A 15,904-nucleotide genomic window follows, 5' to 3' on the forward strand; every position below is an offset into this window, starting at 1 on the left:
TTGTCAATGTCGAATTTCACCGACCTCGAGGCTGCGATGCTGGCCGAAATTGAGCCTCAGGACAAGGAGAGGGCACGTTTGCTCGCTGATCGCGGTTATTCAAATTGCTTTATACGCCGGGGCGATCAGAGCATGTCGCTTCGTAAGAGTGCGTTTCCTTACTATGCTGATCTTCGGCTTTCGACCCAAGCTGTGTGAAAACGCATGTGCCGTTTTGAAGTCTGCGTTGCTAAGTAATATCTGCCAGCAGTTTGGTTAACCAGCAGGCCGGAAATTTGCGAAGGAACGCGATTTTCGTTCCAGTCCTAACTGTCAAACCTGCTCTAAAACGTTTTCACACAACCTGGACCCAAAGCGGATGCTTACTAGAAACTATCTTGGCCAGAGGATATCTGCAGTCCGGGCTTCCAATCTCTACGCACCCTATTACCATCCCGGGGCGGTACTCCTTTTTCCGCCCACCGTTTGCGCTCCAGCGGTATCTGCCGCGTCACCTCACGCGCCTGCCGTCTCAGCTCTCAGCTTTCAGCACCGGTGTCGGGAGCTGGTGGCTACGTTGTCTCTCACTACAAGGCAATAAGATGACTATCAACTTCGATTCCTTAGCGTCTGACTTCAGGCTACACGATCTCTTCGGCGACACCGAAAATCTCAGCGCCACCCAACTGTGGGTATTAGAGATCGAGCACAAGAACACAAGCGAGCTCAGATTTCTCTATGGACGGTCGCTGCCAGCTACCTTCCGGTCAGATAAGTGGACGGGGACATTCAGCAAAACCCCTTTAGACGCCGACAGTGCCGTAAAAACCCACGCTCTGACCCTTCATACGTCGGCGGGAAAGCTCATGACTTTCGTTCGAAGCTTCCTTGATGGAGCCACTTTCCGGGAAGCAAGCCTCCGGGCGGGTGTCGAGCTGGATAAGAAACTGGTCGGAGCCGTCTCGGATGTCAGCTTTGGTGGCAAACCCATTGCTCGGCCAGTGATGCATTTTCCAACACGAGACTTCTACTTCAACCACACCAAACGTTTGAGCCCGACTAGCTTTGCTAGCGCGAACACCGGCGCAGTCTCGTCGCCAATCAAACCACTGATCTTCGCTGCTACTGGAAGGGTCGAGAGTAAGCTTGCGAGGGTTGCGTGTGACGCGCTGGACGCCGATACGGGAATGGAGTTCGGTACTTTGGACGCCTGGCGCCTCGGGGATTTCGAGTTCGTCTGCGTGCCTGGCCTGACCAAGAACGAACGCCGAAAATATGAGTTGAAGCTCAAAGGGGAAAACTCATCGCTAACGCTCTTTGAGCCACTAACGCGAGATCCTGCCGAGCTTCTGGTGATAGTGAACTCCTTCAGCGACGGCGGCTTGCAAGCGTCTTACATCACTCGTCTCGCTAGTGATGTCGAGTATCCCGTCAACCATATCTTCAGCATCGACACTTTTAAGAATCACGTTGCCACTGCTTATACCTTGGAAATCTACGCCGTCGGCACTGACGGAGCGGAATCGAATCTGGTACTGCAGACTGGCTCCTACTTCGTTCGCAGCATGAATATGAACATGCAAATCGTCGAATCCATTCGGTCAAACGGTCGCATGGATTGGCTCGCGAGGCAGGTTCCAAACACTGCGAAGGACAAGCTTGAAGCCGCCGGGCGAATTAGCCGAGCTAACCGGCCCAACCGCTCTGAGATTGGCGGGCACACTTACGATCCGTGGGTCACTCAAAATCGGCTCGTCGAGGATGATGTGGGGTCGCTGTTGCCAAAGGCATCCAAAGGACATTTCTTCCAGACGCTGTCGGTTAGCGGTGGTAACAGCCGCCTGCAGTTGTCTGAGTGGCTGCGTAAGATTTTTGAACGGCACCACGACGCGCAGGTTGCCTGGATCGATCCGTATATGGAAAACGTAGGCATCGATCTTCTCAACACGCTTGGCACTGCGACCAGCGAGTACCTCATCATCACGACTGAGAAACTGTCCGCGGAAGACTCCAAGGCTACACAAGGGGAGCCAAACCGCATACAGAACCTGCTGGCGAGCTGTACGGCCTGGAGCAAAGGCTACTACGGCAACGTCAAGCTTAGGGTACTTGCTGTACCGGAAAGCAAGCTGCACGACCGCATGATCCTCATCCGAGCGGCAAACGGACGGCCTATCGCCGGTTACCACTTGTCCAACTCTGTTCAGCGAGCCAACATCGAATACCCGCTACTAGCCACTCCCATCCCACTTGACGTGTTGCCAAGCCTCTTCGAATTGGCGGACGGGATTATTCAGAGCACCTTGTACACGGATGGCAAGAAAGCACCGACCGCGAAGCTCATTTTCGACTCCAGCGCCGAGCCCCCGGAGGATGAGAGTGACCCAGTTCGGCTAAGCTATCGCTCGTCATTTACCGACCACACTCGGTCAGGGGATGTGCTTGCTTGGTGGCTAGACGATCCAGAGCTGGCCGATCGCTCAGGATCGGAATTGCACGATCTCATGCAAACCAAAGGTTACCTGAAAGAGGGCAAGCTCCATCCCGATCGTTTCGAGAAGATTCCCACGAAACTTTGGAGCGATGGGCTTGCACTCCCAGACTTCCACTCTGCATGGGATGCGGCAGGATTTGTCTTGGCACATTCGCACGCCGGTCAGTTTTACAACGATGACCAGACGTCGTTGCCTGACCAGCTGAAAGACAACCTGCTTGCACATCTGAGTTCAACGCGGCCGAATGCATTGGCGCCAAAGGAAAGAAAAAGCTACCTAGACATTGATTACTACCAACGCAAAAGCCTCACAGAGCTTCTGCTTTCCAACGACCATCCTGACCGAGTTTTTGGACACTCAACCACCGACACCGCTTGGAGCGACTACTACGCCATCAGAGTACTGTGGCTGAAGGCGCCCCAAGCCCTTGTGAACTGGCTGGATCAGCAATGTGCCAGCCCGATCGATGGAGATCCTCGCAGGCGTGCAATGGTCGTCCAGGCACTGAGGCTCATTTGCTTATCGCTTGGATTTGATAAAGCCCTCCCTCAGATCGGTGCGTTATTGGCATGTAAAGCAAGTATTCCGACCTGGGTTGGTGTCCATGCCTTTAAAGACGCGATCAACGCTGGCACCTTCACCGCCGACACCCTCGGTATGCTCGACCTGATCGCCCCCGGTGAGCAGCAAACGACTCTGTGTTGGCTGATCAATGAGGCTAACTATGTCGACTCTTCCGCTAAGCACTATCTAGTTGCTAGGCTCACAGCCTCGATAGAGAGCCCACTCAGCGACGCACAGCTGAAGGACATCCTCCAGCCTGTGCGGGGCCGCCTCGGAAGGCTCCATCACTTCACGCCCTGGATCTTGGAATCGCTTCTGATCCCAATGCTAGGGCTAAAGGTCATTGATGCTGCACAAGTGTCCCGCGAGTGGCTGGGTGATCTTACTACTCATTGGAAATCCGCACTCAAAGGTGGCTCGCTTTACTTCAAGTTCGATGCCGACGGTGCCTTCACCGACGAGCTCGCTGCGTTGAGTGCGCATCTTGCGCCAGCAGATCAGCTATACATCGGGGCAGAGCTCACCAAGATCTTTAACAGTCTGGCTCGGACTGTCCGCAAACCGCTGAGCGCGCAGATCGATTGGATTTCTTATATCCGTGCGCATGAGGTCAACCTTTGGCTCTATGCTCTCGCCCGCCGAATGGCAGCGCTGATTCACAAAGATGAAAGCCAGCCGTTCAAGAAACTCGTGGAGGACAGCGAATCGCTGATCGAACGGCTTTCCGTTTCGGAGTGGGAGACCCTCACCAGCCCGGAGCTTATTAAGTACCTCAGGGGCGATCCTGACCAGATCAAATCTCATCGGCTTCTGGACACTATCGCCGCGGCGATAGACAGCAGTCTCTAACAAAGAAAGGAGGCTGAACCGCAAGGTTCAGCCATTTCCAAGATCGCCGTTCTGGCGGTTGGTCGATCCGCACAATGGACTTGAGACTCACATATCGCAACGCTACCAGTGGCCGCTTTGCTCACCTCCTCTGAATCGCTCTTACAGCTATTGATCTCATTATATCGCGCCCAACTCTAAAGGCCGCTGGAGACGCGACTGAACGACATCGACGGTGATGATGGTGGCCCGGGATGGAATATCTCTTTCCTACGTTTCCCGGTTGCTCTTGTGCGGCAGATGGCAGGGAATGGATATTCAGCGAGTGCTGGAAAATGCTGATTTGACAATCCACAAGCTTGTGCTGATCTATGGATTTTCCAGCAATGTTGAATAATATGCATTACTGATATAAATATTTAGACCCCTGGGACCTTCATAGCTTACCAGCGAACTGCTCTTAATAGAGCACACAAATAAATTGCATGCTCTAACGCCGAGACTTACTTTGATCCACCTAAAAACCCTAAGGAGCAACCCCTTACAATCTCGACCAGTTCCTTGCCCAATGTTATGTGCGAACTGTAAAAATCTTTTATTGTGAATAGATCTTCCCCAAGAAGGGCCCTGGAAATAGCGAGTCCGTTTTTTAATGTTATTAAACATGTACTTTCATCAGCTTTTCCTGGATTGATAATTTCATAAATCGCATACTGGAGCCCGAGACCTTTGCACGCCAAATCCTCTTTCACGTACTGCTCGCCAAAGGCAAGCATAAGAAAGTAATCCTCCACTGTACCGTATGAATTCTCGATCCACTTATTAGCATTAGCGTTTTCTACAATGCCATTCCAAGCTAAATTACCTAAATATATGGTTGTCTGCCTCTCTCCGGAAATGACTAGCTGGAAGCTTGGCAGGTATCTGAAGTCATTTTCTCCAAATACTTTGGAAAGGCCCAACAATATGTTTCCTGGATTATAGAGGCTAATTGATACTGTCGAATTAGAAGAATCCGCCTCTATTTCTCTTGTCAATACGTCGAAAAAAGACTCCCATTTTTTGTTTCCCATGAGAACCAAAAATACATCGCTTTTAAATTTGTTCCAGCTCGGCAGGTACTTAGGGGAGGATGTATGTTGCAGATAGTAGTTAGCACCTCCTTCTGTTTTCGTGAACTCTGACATAAGCTGATCATTAGATAGAAGTTCAATATTTTTTTGGTATCGTCCATTACGAAAAACTACTGAAATTGACCAGCCTTGTTCATCCATTAGCTTGAGCTTTTCGGGATGACCTATTTCCGCAGTGTCGTTTCCGCGAATTTTATCCATCATCGCACAGAGAAAATTTTCATCCAGATCATCTAGACACTCATCCCATTTTAATGCCTGCATGATACGTTTTGATTCTTCGCTTTCAGGATTTGAAATCGGCGAAGAGAAACCAAAATATATACCAAAAGGATAAATCACATCACTATTTCGCCCTTTATAATCCGCTGTCAGAATTGCAAAATCTGATAGCTGTGACTGAATTGCAGCACTTGCAATTATGTTAATCCCGCTATCTCTTTTTGTGGCATTTTCGTACAAAATAAGACTTTGCTGCCTACTAATAGAAAGCCCTTGTTCTACATGGACGGGAGCGAATTTATTGCAACGAACGACCTCGCCAGAATCAGTTGCTGATATTATGTACCCTGCAGTCGGGACCTCGCATATTTTCTGGTACTCAGAAAATGGAACTGCCAGTTCTTTCCATTCAGTTGAGACTAATAGGGCTCGTATCTTTTCAGCGGGCACCCCCAAAGAAGACCTTAGTAGGGCTACATATTTTGTAAGCTCATGCAAAGCAGCTCTGGCGGCTTGATTGCTTCTTTTAATTTCTATAATTACATAATGACCAAGACTGTCCTTTGCAAGGATATCTATGCTCCCGTCTGAGCCAAAATTGTTGGCTAGCCTATATTCTTTACGGACAATTGTTAGGTTTGGTTCGATTACTCTCAGATTGATAGCTAAAAAATCCCTGATTCTCTCCTCAAGTCTGTTCACTATCTCCCCTCTATTTTATTTGACATTATTGACAAGTTCTTACTGACGAAGTGCTTACCTTGAATTCCGTAACTATCAGGGATCCGAAGCTTTTTGCAAATAACCGCTTCTGGTCGCGAGCAGACGTTATTGCGTGATCATATCATGGCGGAAAAGTGTGTTTGACGGACCAAAATCCGCCCGCTGCGGCATAGCACCAGAGTGTTATCATGCACATCCCGCCTTGCGCCTTCATAGAAGCGTAGGCCACCGTGATCAATATCAGGAGTGTGTTATGTCTAGTGGACTGGGCACCATCGAAGTCTGGGATATCGAAACGACCGAAACGACAACGCGCAATGCGTTGCCTTCGCTGGGGCGCCCCAGAACCAGTACTACCGAAGTGGATCTGGAAACCCTGAGCGAAAACCTTAAGGCGGTGCTATCCCGGTTTCAGAAGGTACTGGACGAACAGCCAGTAGCGAAGTCGGGTTATTGCGTCGATGAGATCGAGGTATCGCTCGGAGTCAATGGTAAAGGTAGCATTGCACTGATCGGCAAGCTCGAGGCCGGCATGCAAGCCGGTATCAAAGTGAAGTTCAAGCGAGCCCAGTAAATGACCCCGAAGGAATACGTCGCATCCAGGAAGACAAGTGCGAACCGCCGCGTCTACACGGAGAAGGATATCACTTCTGACATCGCCACGGCTTGTCACGCTGCCGGACTAAAACTGTCCGATCTGCTCAAAAAGCTCAACGAGGAGGATTGGGCAGAGTTTCTGGTCAGCTATCTGAAACCCCGGCTTCATCCTGTTCTTCTCTCGCTGTTGGAATCCGACACTGTCGCGATAGGAACAATCGAAAACCCTGTCCCTGATGCCAGCATCACCGAGCTGGAAAACGGATATGCCATCCTTTTCAGTACGGGCATGAGAGAGTTCGTGTACCGGTTGGCACGTATCATTGCAACTCGCTTCTCGATCGCCGACCAAAGCGTTGGAGTGGAGTTGCACGAAACTGCCAGGCTGGTAGCAGAAGTGTTCTGGTGGTTCCAGGAAACAAAGGTTGCCCATGGTCCCGATTATGCGATCAACGATGCCCAGATGCGGATAGCAAACAACCTGGCCATGGAGGCTGAGGCGTTTCTGCTGTGTCACGAGATCGGGCACATAGCCTCGGATACGCCCGGCATGTTAGAAGAGCTATCGGATGACATGCCGGGGGTGGACTTTGCTGCGCACCTAGACGAGTTTGTCGCCGATTTTTTTGGCGCAATGTTTGTGCTGGGGGCGAGAGAAGATGACCACTCTTCGGCCGACGCCATCAATCTGCAATTCAGATACGCCGGCATAGAATTCGTGTTGCAAATCTACCAATGCCTTGAAAAAGTCGGGATAAATTTCAGCGACAGCCATCCCTCGGCGACCGAGCGTTTGGCTTATATCCGCAACGCTATTCGCCACCGTTGTGCCGATGACGAGTCTTGGCTTGGCTTATCGACAATTGCCAGTGGCATCGAAGGCATCTTCAACAATATTCTGGCAATCCTCGATTCACCGCAAGAGCATGCGCAGTATTACGAGCGCAAGGCCGCAGAGTTGCTTGATGACCTGAATCGCGCGCTGGATGAGTGTTCGGGAGAGATGGTGCCCGATTATGCGAATTTTCACCCTCGTGCCGGGGAGATCTTTGCCAGAGGCTATCCTGAGAGTGTCATCGAACGTGTAGCGCAAGTGGCTGCAGACTTTTTTTCCGACGTGTATGCCGACGGCCAAGAGGGCGCAGAGTATGGTTCGGAGCAGTGGGTCCGCTTCCAGCAGTTCAAGCTGCTTCTGTCATTTGTCCGGGATATGCATGAGAGCGCTGTGAAGGCACGTTTTATGGTTGCGCTTGGCTGGTCGGAGGAGTGAGTTCATCCCCGTGCCAGCGCTCTAGCTTCACCTTTGCACAAAGGCTCCTCATTCTAACGAATGAGCATGAACGGGCTTAGTGCATCCAGAGCTCTCCGGCGGCGTCGGTTTTAAAACGTTGTTTGTAACAACCACTTCTAGAAACGACAGTTCGCAGGTGATTCGGCTGTCGCCTTGTTGGAAGGGCCTTCTAGCTCCGCATGCGGGTCGCATCGTCCGTCCACAGGCGCCCCATTTACTCCAATAATATGATCAGGACAGCAACACACATGAACACCAAGGAAAACCTGACCGGTGCGTTTTTTGGCTAAATGGTATTCCAGTCGGTATTCCAAAAGAAAAAAACTATGAAGATTGATCAACTAAATCAATAACATAAAACACCAGTTCAAATTACCCCGGCCCACCAATTGAGACACCAACGAAGCCCGCCCTGTGCGGGCTTTGTTGTTTCTGGCTGCATCGCAAGCCCTGCAACAGTCTGATGCAGAACCCACACTAACGATCAGTACTTGATGTCCCGGGCTGTGCGACGGGTATCCTGCTTGGTGCTGCGCTTGTCCTGGCGACATTCGACGTTGCTCTTGTCACTGCCCTTCCTGCATACATCCTTGGTTTGCCGGGCAGTGGAGCGCCCTTCCTGCCTGGTATCGCGAGCTTCACGTCGCTGCTCACCCTGCTCGGTCGCGTAGACGGGTAGCGTCAGCCACTGCACGCCAGCGGCGATGAGCAGCGTCGCCAGGGCTTTCAAGTAGTGCTTGCGAATCATGACTTTTCTCCAATTCAACATCGCCCGGTCACTTCGTTCGCTCCCCCAGGAATTCAGCGAAAACGTGAGTTACATCGTACGCCCACAACTCACAAAAGCACTTTGTGGCAGGTAAAATCTGACGATAGGGTCACATGGACAGTCGCGCAATGCCGCTATGTGCATGGTTGCAATATGGGCATCGGTAACGGCTGAGCTTCGCAGCTGGCCTGCCAGCGCGACCAGCCAGAATATTTTGCATCCAGGGTTGCCCCTATCACTGCCATTCGGAGAAACCCATGCGCCAAGCCCTCCTGATCATCGACGTACAACCCGGCTTCGCCCCGCCGCAGTGGCTGATCGACGGTATCCAGGCGCTCATTGGCACCCTGCCCAGTGTCGCCACGGTCGAGCGCCATGACGAATCCATAACCCCCTTTGAAAAACAGCTCGGCTGGCACCCCGCGCCGAACGATGACAGCCTGATCCCGGCCGACCGCATCTTTATCAAGCACGGCTACGCGCCCACACCGGAAACCATCGACTACCTGAGAAGCCTCAACGTCGAACGCGTACTGGTGTGCGGCCTGCAGACCGAGACCTGTTGCCTGGCGGCGGGATTTGCGCTGTTTGATGCGGGTTTGCAACCGACGTTGATTACGGATTTGACGGTGGGGTCATCGCTGGACCGGACGGGCGGGTTGGGGGTCAGGCTTTGGGAGCATCATTTCAAGCACACGGTGAGATCAAGTGACCTGTGATCGATGCAACGACTTCACCGCGTCCTAGGACATTTCCCGCAAAACGCATCGCCTTTCATGAACTGGCGGACGCAACTTCTCGACGATAGCCTTCAGGGGTCGCTGCAAATCAGCGATCGGCTTTGACAGGCTGAAAGTGTAATCTTCACACCTCCCAAATCAGACAGCATGCATTCGCGCATGTAGTCACGATTATGGCGGCTGTGCGCGGGGCACCTTCGGGTGCACCGGGTTCTCACACTTCCGGTCTGTCAACCCGCGTATAGCTGCCACCCAATCCTGTTTGACAGCAGGGGATGGCAGCTTCTCTAAACAGTGTGAGGAATGCCATCTTGAAAAAGAACAGCCCCAATCCCCCGGAAACCCCAGCTAATTTAGCTTAAGACAAAATCGACTTATCCCAACTCTCCAAAACCACCGAACCCGCCATCAGCGCCCGCCTGCGCAATCCCAATCACCTCGACCCCATCAGCCACGTCTTCACCCTCCGCCCCAACATCGACACACCGTCCCTGCTCACCCACGCCAGCGAAATCCTCGCCTCGCTCAACGTCATGAGCACCGACCTTGCCTGCGAGCTTGAGAGTTCGCGTCGCAACATCGCCCTGGCGATCCAGCAGTTGGCCGTGCTGGCGCAATTGCTGGTAAACCGGGCACTGGACAACATCGCGCCTCTCGACGAAGTGGAGGCTTGAGATGGATCGATACATGCCGATGACCGGCATCGACTGCACCATCGCGTCGCTGCTGATCGACACCGAGGCACCACTGGATGTGCTGCACGAAACAGCTGCTTATCGCATTCGAACCGCAACGCAATTGCTGGAGAGTTTCGCGGCTGACGAGGGTGTTTACAGCGAACTGGCGCGGGTGCTGGTCACGTCCCTGCGCGATGGTTGCGATTTGCTGGATGTGGTTGGACGGCGGTTGCGGATGCAGGTTTGATCCTTGAAAAATGGACGGTCTCATTGAGGTCGTCCAACTCCAGAGCCGCGATCATCAAGCACGCAGCCGCTTAACCCCAACCCCCACCAATATCCCCAACACAATCGACACCAACGGCACCGCTCCCACCCAAGTCAGCGTCGGAAACACCAACAAAATCTGCGAGTCATTGCCGCCCAGCATCATCGACGCACCGGTCCCCATCAACACGCCTGCGAGCAAATGCCTGCCCGCTGTCATCGCTGCAAACCGCTGAAAGTTGAACGTGCGGCGATGCAAGGTGTAACAGAGCATGCCCAGCATCAGCATGGCGAACACCGCCACACGCGGGGTAGTCAATGATGTGTCGCTCGAGACCCAGAACGATTGCGAGAGATCGTAGAAAAACACGCTGGGCGTCCACAACGGTTCAAAGGCGTAGAGAGCACTGGTCAACGCCCCCAGGAGCAAGCTCGACAGCACCAGGTGTCTGTCGCCGTGAATCCGGATCAGGAACAGCAAAATCAGCAGCACGATGCCAATGACCAGCCAGTAATGACGGCTGGTGATCATCGGCATTTGCAGCGCCCGGTGTTCGGGCAACATGTTCAGGTGATGCCACAGTACGATGCCCAGCACCCAGCCGAGAATGGTGAAGACCTTGTTGAGGTTGCCGCTGGCGAGCTTGGTGAGGGTGCCGACACTGCATCCGTCGTTGAGTACCGAGGCGAGGCCGAACAACAAACCGCCACCGACCAGTGACAGATAGCCAACTTCAGGGATGAACAGCGGCTGACTGACGCCAGACAAGGCGTAGAGCGGTGCGAGCAACAGACCGAACAGACCACAACTGACCAACGACACGAACAGGGTCGGCCGACGCTTGAGCAGCAGCCCCATGGCATTGACCAGGCACATACCCATGCGCTGAGAGACCCAGCCGATGAGGAACGCCAGCAGCAGTGAAACCGGCAATGAAAACACGGGCCTCCTTGTTTCCGGGTGATGGCATCAAGTCGATGCCTGACAGACAGATTAGTCGTTGCGCAAACACTTCGGACGAACCCGCAAAGCCCTTCTACACTCAATCCGCAATTGCCCCACAACCCCTGTCGAATAGGCCTCCATGACCACCCTCACCGACCGTTTGAAGCAAGGCAAGAATGCGCGCAAGAAGTGCTCCCGCAGTTCGCAAGCAGCCCTGGGCAATGTCGAGCGCGACCCCATACCGCTGATCAAGGCGTCGAGTGAAGGACGCATCAAATCGCTGGTGGAGTTGCGCTACGGACGGATGCTGGTTTCACCGTTCACGTTCTATCGCGGCAACGCGTTGCTGCAGGCCCACGACCTGGCGGGCACCTCGAACATGGGGCTGGTTTCGCCGATTTGTGGCGATAGCCACTTGATGAACTTCGGCGGTTTCGCAACGCCTGAGCGCAACCTGCTGTTCAGCGTCAACGACTTCGACGAAGCCCATCCCGGGCCGTGGGAGTGGGACTTGAAACGCCTGGTGGCGAGCTTCCTGGTGGCCGCCCGCGACTTGCGCCATGGGGAATCCGTTGAGGAAACGATCTGCCACGAAGTGGTGCACGCCTATCAGCAGACCATGCTGGAGTGCGCCGAACAGAGTGCGCTGGAAACCTGGTACGAATCCATCAGCTATGACGACCTGCTGGCGCAGGCCAACAAGAGCACCCTGGAGCATGTGGAACGCGCCATCGCCAAAGCCGAACGGCGCACCCACGCCGAACTGCTGCCGAAAATCAGCGAACGCGACGCCCATGGCCGTCTGATCATTCGCGATGACCTGCCGGAAATTTTCCACCTGCACAAAAACACCACACTGCTGGACGCCGATGATGACTGGTTGCGCCTCTCGGACTGGCGTCCGCTCTACGACACCTTCATGCGCGACTACCGCGGCACCCTGCAAGCGGACCGCCGTGATCTGGTGTCGCGTTTTCACGTTCAGGACATGGCGTTCAAAGTGGTGGGCGTCGGCAGTGTCGGCACCCGTTGCCTCGTGGCGCTGCTGACCGACGATCAGGAGTTCCCGCTGTTCCTGCAATTCAAGGAAGCGCGACGCTCGGTGCTCGCCGGCTACGTGAAGACCAGGTCGCGAATACGGCATGAGGGGCAACGGGTGGTCGACGGCCAGCGGTTGATGCAATCGGCCAGCGACTTGTTCCTCGGCTGGACCACCGGCCCCAGTGGGCGGCATTTCTATGTGCGGCAATTGCGCGACATGAAGATTTCTGCCGAACTCGAGACCTTCGATGGCGACGCATTCGCCGCCTATGGCCGGCTCTGCGGCCGGGCCCTGGCTCGCGCCCATGCCAAGTCTTCCGGGCAAGCGGCAGTGATCAGCGGCTACATCGGCAAGAGCGACGCACTGGCCGACGCGCTCTATAAATATGCTAAAGGCTATACCGAGCAGAACGAACGTGATTTCGAGCGGTTCCAGCAAGCCTGCCGCAAGGGCCGTTTGCGTGCCCGGTCGGAAGCCGACTTTGCTGCGGATCATTTGCCGTAGCGGTGTCGCAAGCTCTGGTACGGGGCGTTGATCCAGATGAACTTTTCTTCACCCCACGGTTCCGTTACTGCCTGTACATTGCACTCGCTCATTCAAGAAACTACGGTTTGCCCGCCCTCCCGCGGGCTTTTTTTTGCCTGCGGGTTTGCGCCAATCACTGTGCCACCTGCGCGACGCTCCCTTGCGATTGCTCGGGCAGCAAACAGCCTTTGGCCATCCACTGGCAATCTCTGGCCCAGCGAAAGCCGGACTCCAGATCGCCGCGGTCGTTGTAATACCCCAGCCTGAGTTGAGTGGCGCTCAGGTCAAGTTTGGCAAAACCAGCCCGCGAGTCAGTAAAGGTGCTATCCGGTGTTGGCGCTTGCAAGGCATACAGCCTCTTGCCACCCGCCCCGGAAATCACCCACGCGGGTTCACCTGCACGCAACAGCAACTGCTGGTTGTGATCATGACCTGACAAAAGCAGATCGACGTGGTTGCGTTGCAACACTGGCAAGAGCCGTGTGAGCAGATCCGACTCCTCGCCATGCTGGCCTTGATTGCGCACCGGGTGATGGGACGCGGCTATTCGCCATACCGGTGCCGGTCCGGGTGCCTGGTACGCCTGATCGATCAAGTCGATTTGCTGCTGCAAACTCTCACGTGGCGCCGAGGTATCGAGGAACACCATCCGCACCAATGGCCGCCCGTCGACGTCACCGAAATCCTTGATGTAGAAATTCGCCGGCATCTGCCAACGGCCCGATCCCTTGTGCTGTTGGCCGTACTCGATCTCGTATTTTTGCGACACCGGGTAATCGTGGTTACCCAGCACTGCGTAGAACGGCACATGACTGAGCCAATGGCCCCAATAGACACGCTCGAATCGGGTTTCCCAGTGGAGATCGTGGGTGCTGGTCAATGGCTTGCCATAGAAGTTGTCGCCAAGGAAAACCACCATGTCCAGGCGCCCCTCCCTGGACGCAACCCGCTCCATGGCTTGCCCCACCCGCCACTGTTGCAAGTCACCGCTACCCTGATCGCCCACCGCGATCATCGACACCGATGCAGGGTCCAGACGGCTCAACGGAACGTACGGCGATGGTGGCGTAAACAGCCAGTAACCAACGGTCGCCAACAAAAGAGCGAAGGCAATGCCGGAGCCAAGCACAATCCTTCGGAGCACCAAACGTTTTGCAGAAATCGAGGTGGAATTTTTGCGTTTCACTCAGGGACTCACTGGGCTTGGAAAGCCAGACAGGGTGACGAAATAAAGATCGATCTACCCCCCCAATAGATCACAGCATTTGTTCACGATTTGTTAAGAAATCGTTCCGTACACTTTTTTCCAGCCTGTTTTTTTCGGCCTTCCTTTTCCGGTAGCCAGAAGTCATGTCGTGCACTGTGTTGCCTGCGACTTTTCAGCGAACCGTTTCTGGAAAAACCGCCTCTGAGTCTGCTGTACCGTTGATCGCAGTCGCACACGAACCCTGAGCTTTCTGACGGTTTCCTCGGGCAAAAAAAACCCGCAACCCTTTCGGGTTGCGGGTTTTTCAGTTCAACGCCAACTCAATTCACAGGCTGAGTCTGAGCCATCGGCACCGGTTGTTGCGCTTTGGAGAGCACGGGCTGTTCCAGCCTCGCTCGCCCGTAGAACGCCAGCGCCGTCAGCAAACACGCCAGCCACACGAAGATCCCGGCCCAGAAGGTGTGGGACATGTAGTGCCACCCTTGTAGTACCCGTGTGGTGCCATAAATGAAACCGAGGGTCAGCGAGCCGTACATGATCGCTTTCGAGTAGCGCCAGCGATAGCGGCGAGCTACGAAGTACAACGCCAGCATGGTGAAACCGCCCGACGCATGTCCGCCCGGCCAGCAGCGACCGTCACCGGCGGTCTTGAGCAGGTCGAAATTCTCATACCACTCGATGTGCTCCATTTTGCCGCCGTACAGGGTCGTCTCGATCGGGCAATACACGCTGGTGTGGCCCTTGAGGTAGTGAATGACCCCGGTGCTGATGGAGAACGCAAACACCACGTAGAGAAAGTCGCGACGATGGCGGGTGGCAAAGCGCAGCACCGGTGCGACTTTGATTTTTTCCAGGAAAGCGATGATTTTCGAGTGCTTTTCAGCCTTCAGGCGCGGCCAGAGAAACGACAGCAAGGCACCGATAATCGCAATTTCGCCGGTCCAGTTCGGAATGATCCGCGCCCATTTGTGGGTGATCTTTTCGAACAGATGGACCTGGTCCAACGGGTACGTCTGCGTCACCGGATCGAAAAAGTAATTGTTGAAGGCGATGTCGATGCTGGTCATGTCGAACATCAGGAACACCGCGACCGCGCAGGCCAGCGGAATACCAAAATTCACCCAGTAAAAGCGGTAGCGAGAGGCGGTCAGCATTGTGAATCCTGATTCAGAAAGAAGAGGGAAAAACTCAATGAGTGCTTACCGAGTTCCAGTCGGAAGCGTCGATAAAGCCAAGCATGCGCGGAGTCTGCGGGGTTTCGGCGGAAAAAAACAGTGAAGCGCCATAACCCAGGGCCGAAGGCGGTAACTCGAGGTCTTTTTCCAGTTGCTCCATGCACTCGCTGTGGGTCACCAGAATCAGGTTACGCCCGGCCACTTTATGCGCAAGCGTCTCGCGCAGCATGGTGCCCTTGCAACTGATCAGCCAGTCTTCCCCCGCGCCAACCTTGTTGAACATGAAGTTGGCAGTCTGTGCAGTGCGCAGGATCGGGCTGTTGTAGATATCGGCCTTGCCCAGGCCAAGGTGTTTGAACTGTGCCCCAAGGCTCTCGGCAACACTGCGAGAGCGCTCGGTAATGCCATCGTTGCCAACCAGGCAAGGCGCCGAGGAGTGATCGCAGCGCTCGACGTGACGCACCAGCACGATGATGTCGCCCTTGGCCCATCCCGCCATCAAAGCCTGTGCACCGGCCACATTGCCGTGAGCCAGGTCCGGTGCGGTGGCGGGACGCAACAAAAACAAGGTCAGCGGAATGACCAGCAGCGCCGAGGCCAACACCACCGCAGCGTTGCGATAGCGGGCGAAGCGGTTCAGATCGATCGAGCGTTTTTTTCCGAAAAGACTCAGTCTTAATTCCACATCACGCCGCCTCGCCAGCAAACACTACCCCATTAGATC

Annotated in this window: 13 protein-coding genes; 7 read left to right on the forward strand and 6 right to left on the reverse strand. The window is 54.3% G+C overall.

All coding sequences use genetic code 11. The annotated features are described in order from the left end of the window. The first annotated feature begins 581 nt into the window (after positions 1-581). Positions 582-3,887 carry a VPA1262 family protein gene (locus KGB07_RS14075; protein ID WP_223465686.1) on the forward strand — a complete coding sequence of 1,102 codons (3,306 nt, stop codon included), beginning with the start codon at positions 582-584 and terminating at the stop codon, positions 3,885-3,887. 482 nt (positions 3,888-4,369) lie between these two features. On the opposite strand, the gene KGB07_RS14080 is transcribed toward KGB07_RS14075, so the two are convergent. Further along, positions 4,370-5,923, reverse strand: a complete 1,554-nt coding sequence (locus KGB07_RS14080; protein WP_223465687.1) for an endonuclease NucS domain-containing protein — start codon at positions 5,921-5,923, stop codon at positions 4,370-4,372. Between the two features lie 274 nt (positions 5,924-6,197). Between KGB07_RS14080 and KGB07_RS14085 the strand changes: the two genes are divergently transcribed. Continuing rightward, positions 6,198-6,518: a hypothetical protein gene (locus KGB07_RS14085; RefSeq protein ID WP_223465688.1), complete on the forward strand. Its 321-nt coding sequence runs from the start codon at positions 6,198-6,200 to the stop codon at positions 6,516-6,518. Continuing rightward, positions 6,519-7,811, forward strand: a complete 1,293-nt coding sequence (locus KGB07_RS14090) for a hypothetical protein (RefSeq protein WP_223465689.1) — start codon at positions 6,519-6,521, stop codon at positions 7,809-7,811. A 505-nt stretch (positions 7,812-8,316) separates the two neighbouring features. On the opposite strand, the gene KGB07_RS14095 is transcribed toward KGB07_RS14090, so the two are convergent. Beyond that, the gene (locus KGB07_RS14095; RefSeq protein WP_223465691.1) at positions 8,317-8,580 is read right to left on the reverse strand and encodes a hypothetical protein; all 264 of its coding nucleotides are present in this window, start codon (positions 8,578-8,580) and stop codon (positions 8,317-8,319) included. A 278-nt stretch (positions 8,581-8,858) separates the two neighbouring features. Here KGB07_RS14095 and KGB07_RS14100 point away from each other — a divergent pair, with 278 nt between their 5' ends. The 3 genes from KGB07_RS14100 (at position 8,859) to KGB07_RS14110 (ending at position 10,265) form a co-directional block, all read left to right on the forward strand. Next, on the forward strand, positions 8,859-9,320 hold the full coding sequence (locus KGB07_RS14100) for an isochorismatase family protein (protein ID WP_046038657.1): 462 nt from the start codon (positions 8,859-8,861) through the stop codon (positions 9,318-9,320). Between the two features lie 389 nt (positions 9,321-9,709). Further along, entirely contained in the window at positions 9,710-10,015 is a 306-nt protein-coding gene (locus KGB07_RS14105; RefSeq protein ID WP_223465723.1) for a DUF6124 family protein, read from the forward strand. Between the two features lies 1 nt (position 10,016). Then, complete coding sequence (locus KGB07_RS14110) at positions 10,017-10,265, forward strand: hypothetical protein (protein ID WP_056728170.1); 249 nt, start codon at positions 10,017-10,019, stop codon at positions 10,263-10,265. Positions 10,266-10,319: 54 nt separating this feature from the next. On the opposite strand, the gene KGB07_RS14115 is transcribed toward KGB07_RS14110, so the two are convergent. Next, positions 10,320-11,228 (reverse strand): YeeE/YedE thiosulfate transporter family protein, encoded by a 909-nt coding sequence (locus tag KGB07_RS14115; protein ID WP_046038654.1) that lies wholly within the window; start codon positions 11,226-11,228, stop codon positions 10,320-10,322. 142 nt (positions 11,229-11,370) lie between these two features. Between KGB07_RS14115 and KGB07_RS14120 the strand changes: the two genes are divergently transcribed. Next, positions 11,371-12,777, forward strand: coding sequence for a DUF2252 domain-containing protein (locus KGB07_RS14120; protein WP_223465693.1), 1,407 nt, complete (start codon positions 11,371-11,373; stop codon positions 12,775-12,777). A 154-nt stretch (positions 12,778-12,931) separates the two neighbouring features. On the opposite strand, the gene KGB07_RS14125 is transcribed toward KGB07_RS14120, so the two are convergent. The 3 genes from KGB07_RS14125 to KGB07_RS14135 all read right to left on the reverse strand — a co-directional run bounded on the left by KGB07_RS14125 (position 12,932) and on the right by KGB07_RS14135 (position 15,865). After that, positions 12,932-13,984, reverse strand: a complete 1,053-nt coding sequence (locus KGB07_RS14125; protein ID WP_223465694.1) for a metallophosphoesterase — start codon at positions 13,982-13,984, stop codon at positions 12,932-12,934. 341 nt (positions 13,985-14,325) lie between these two features. After that, positions 14,326-15,159, reverse strand: coding sequence for a phosphatase PAP2 family protein (locus KGB07_RS14130; RefSeq protein ID WP_046038652.1), 834 nt, complete (start codon positions 15,157-15,159; stop codon positions 14,326-14,328). 34 nt (positions 15,160-15,193) lie between these two features. Continuing rightward, complete coding sequence (locus KGB07_RS14135) at positions 15,194-15,865, reverse strand: histidine phosphatase family protein (RefSeq protein WP_223465696.1); 672 nt, start codon at positions 15,863-15,865, stop codon at positions 15,194-15,196. Between the last annotated feature and the right edge of the window lie 39 nt (positions 15,866-15,904).

The organism is Pseudomonas sp. GL-RE-26 (assembly GCF_019956275.1).
In the GTDB taxonomy this organism is placed as follows: domain Bacteria; phylum Pseudomonadota; class Gammaproteobacteria; order Pseudomonadales; family Pseudomonadaceae; genus Aquipseudomonas; species Aquipseudomonas grandcourensis.

Bases quoted from the DNA above. Each gene is read 5' to 3' on its own strand.
- KGB07_RS14075 (WP_223465686.1), top strand. From the start codon at position 582: ATGACTATCAACTTCGATTCCTTAGCGTCTGACTTCAGGCTACACGAT.
- KGB07_RS14085 (WP_223465688.1), top strand. From the start codon at position 6,198: ATGTCTAGTGGACTGGGCACCATCGAAGTCTGGGATATCGAAACGACC.
- KGB07_RS14090 (WP_223465689.1), top strand. From the start codon at position 6,519: ATGACCCCGAAGGAATACGTCGCATCCAGGAAGACAAGTGCGAACCGC.
- KGB07_RS14095 (WP_223465691.1), bottom strand. From the start codon at position 8,580: ATGATTCGCAAGCACTACTTGAAAGCCCTGGCGACGCTGCTCATCGCC.
- KGB07_RS14100 (WP_046038657.1), top strand. From the start codon at position 8,859: ATGCGCCAAGCCCTCCTGATCATCGACGTACAACCCGGCTTCGCCCCG.
- KGB07_RS14110 (WP_056728170.1), top strand. From the start codon at position 10,017: ATGGATCGATACATGCCGATGACCGGCATCGACTGCACCATCGCGTCG.
- KGB07_RS14120 (WP_223465693.1), top strand. From the start codon at position 11,371: ATGACCACCCTCACCGACCGTTTGAAGCAAGGCAAGAATGCGCGCAAG.
- KGB07_RS14130 (WP_046038652.1), bottom strand. From the start codon at position 15,159: ATGCTGACCGCCTCTCGCTACCGCTTTTACTGGGTGAATTTTGGTATT.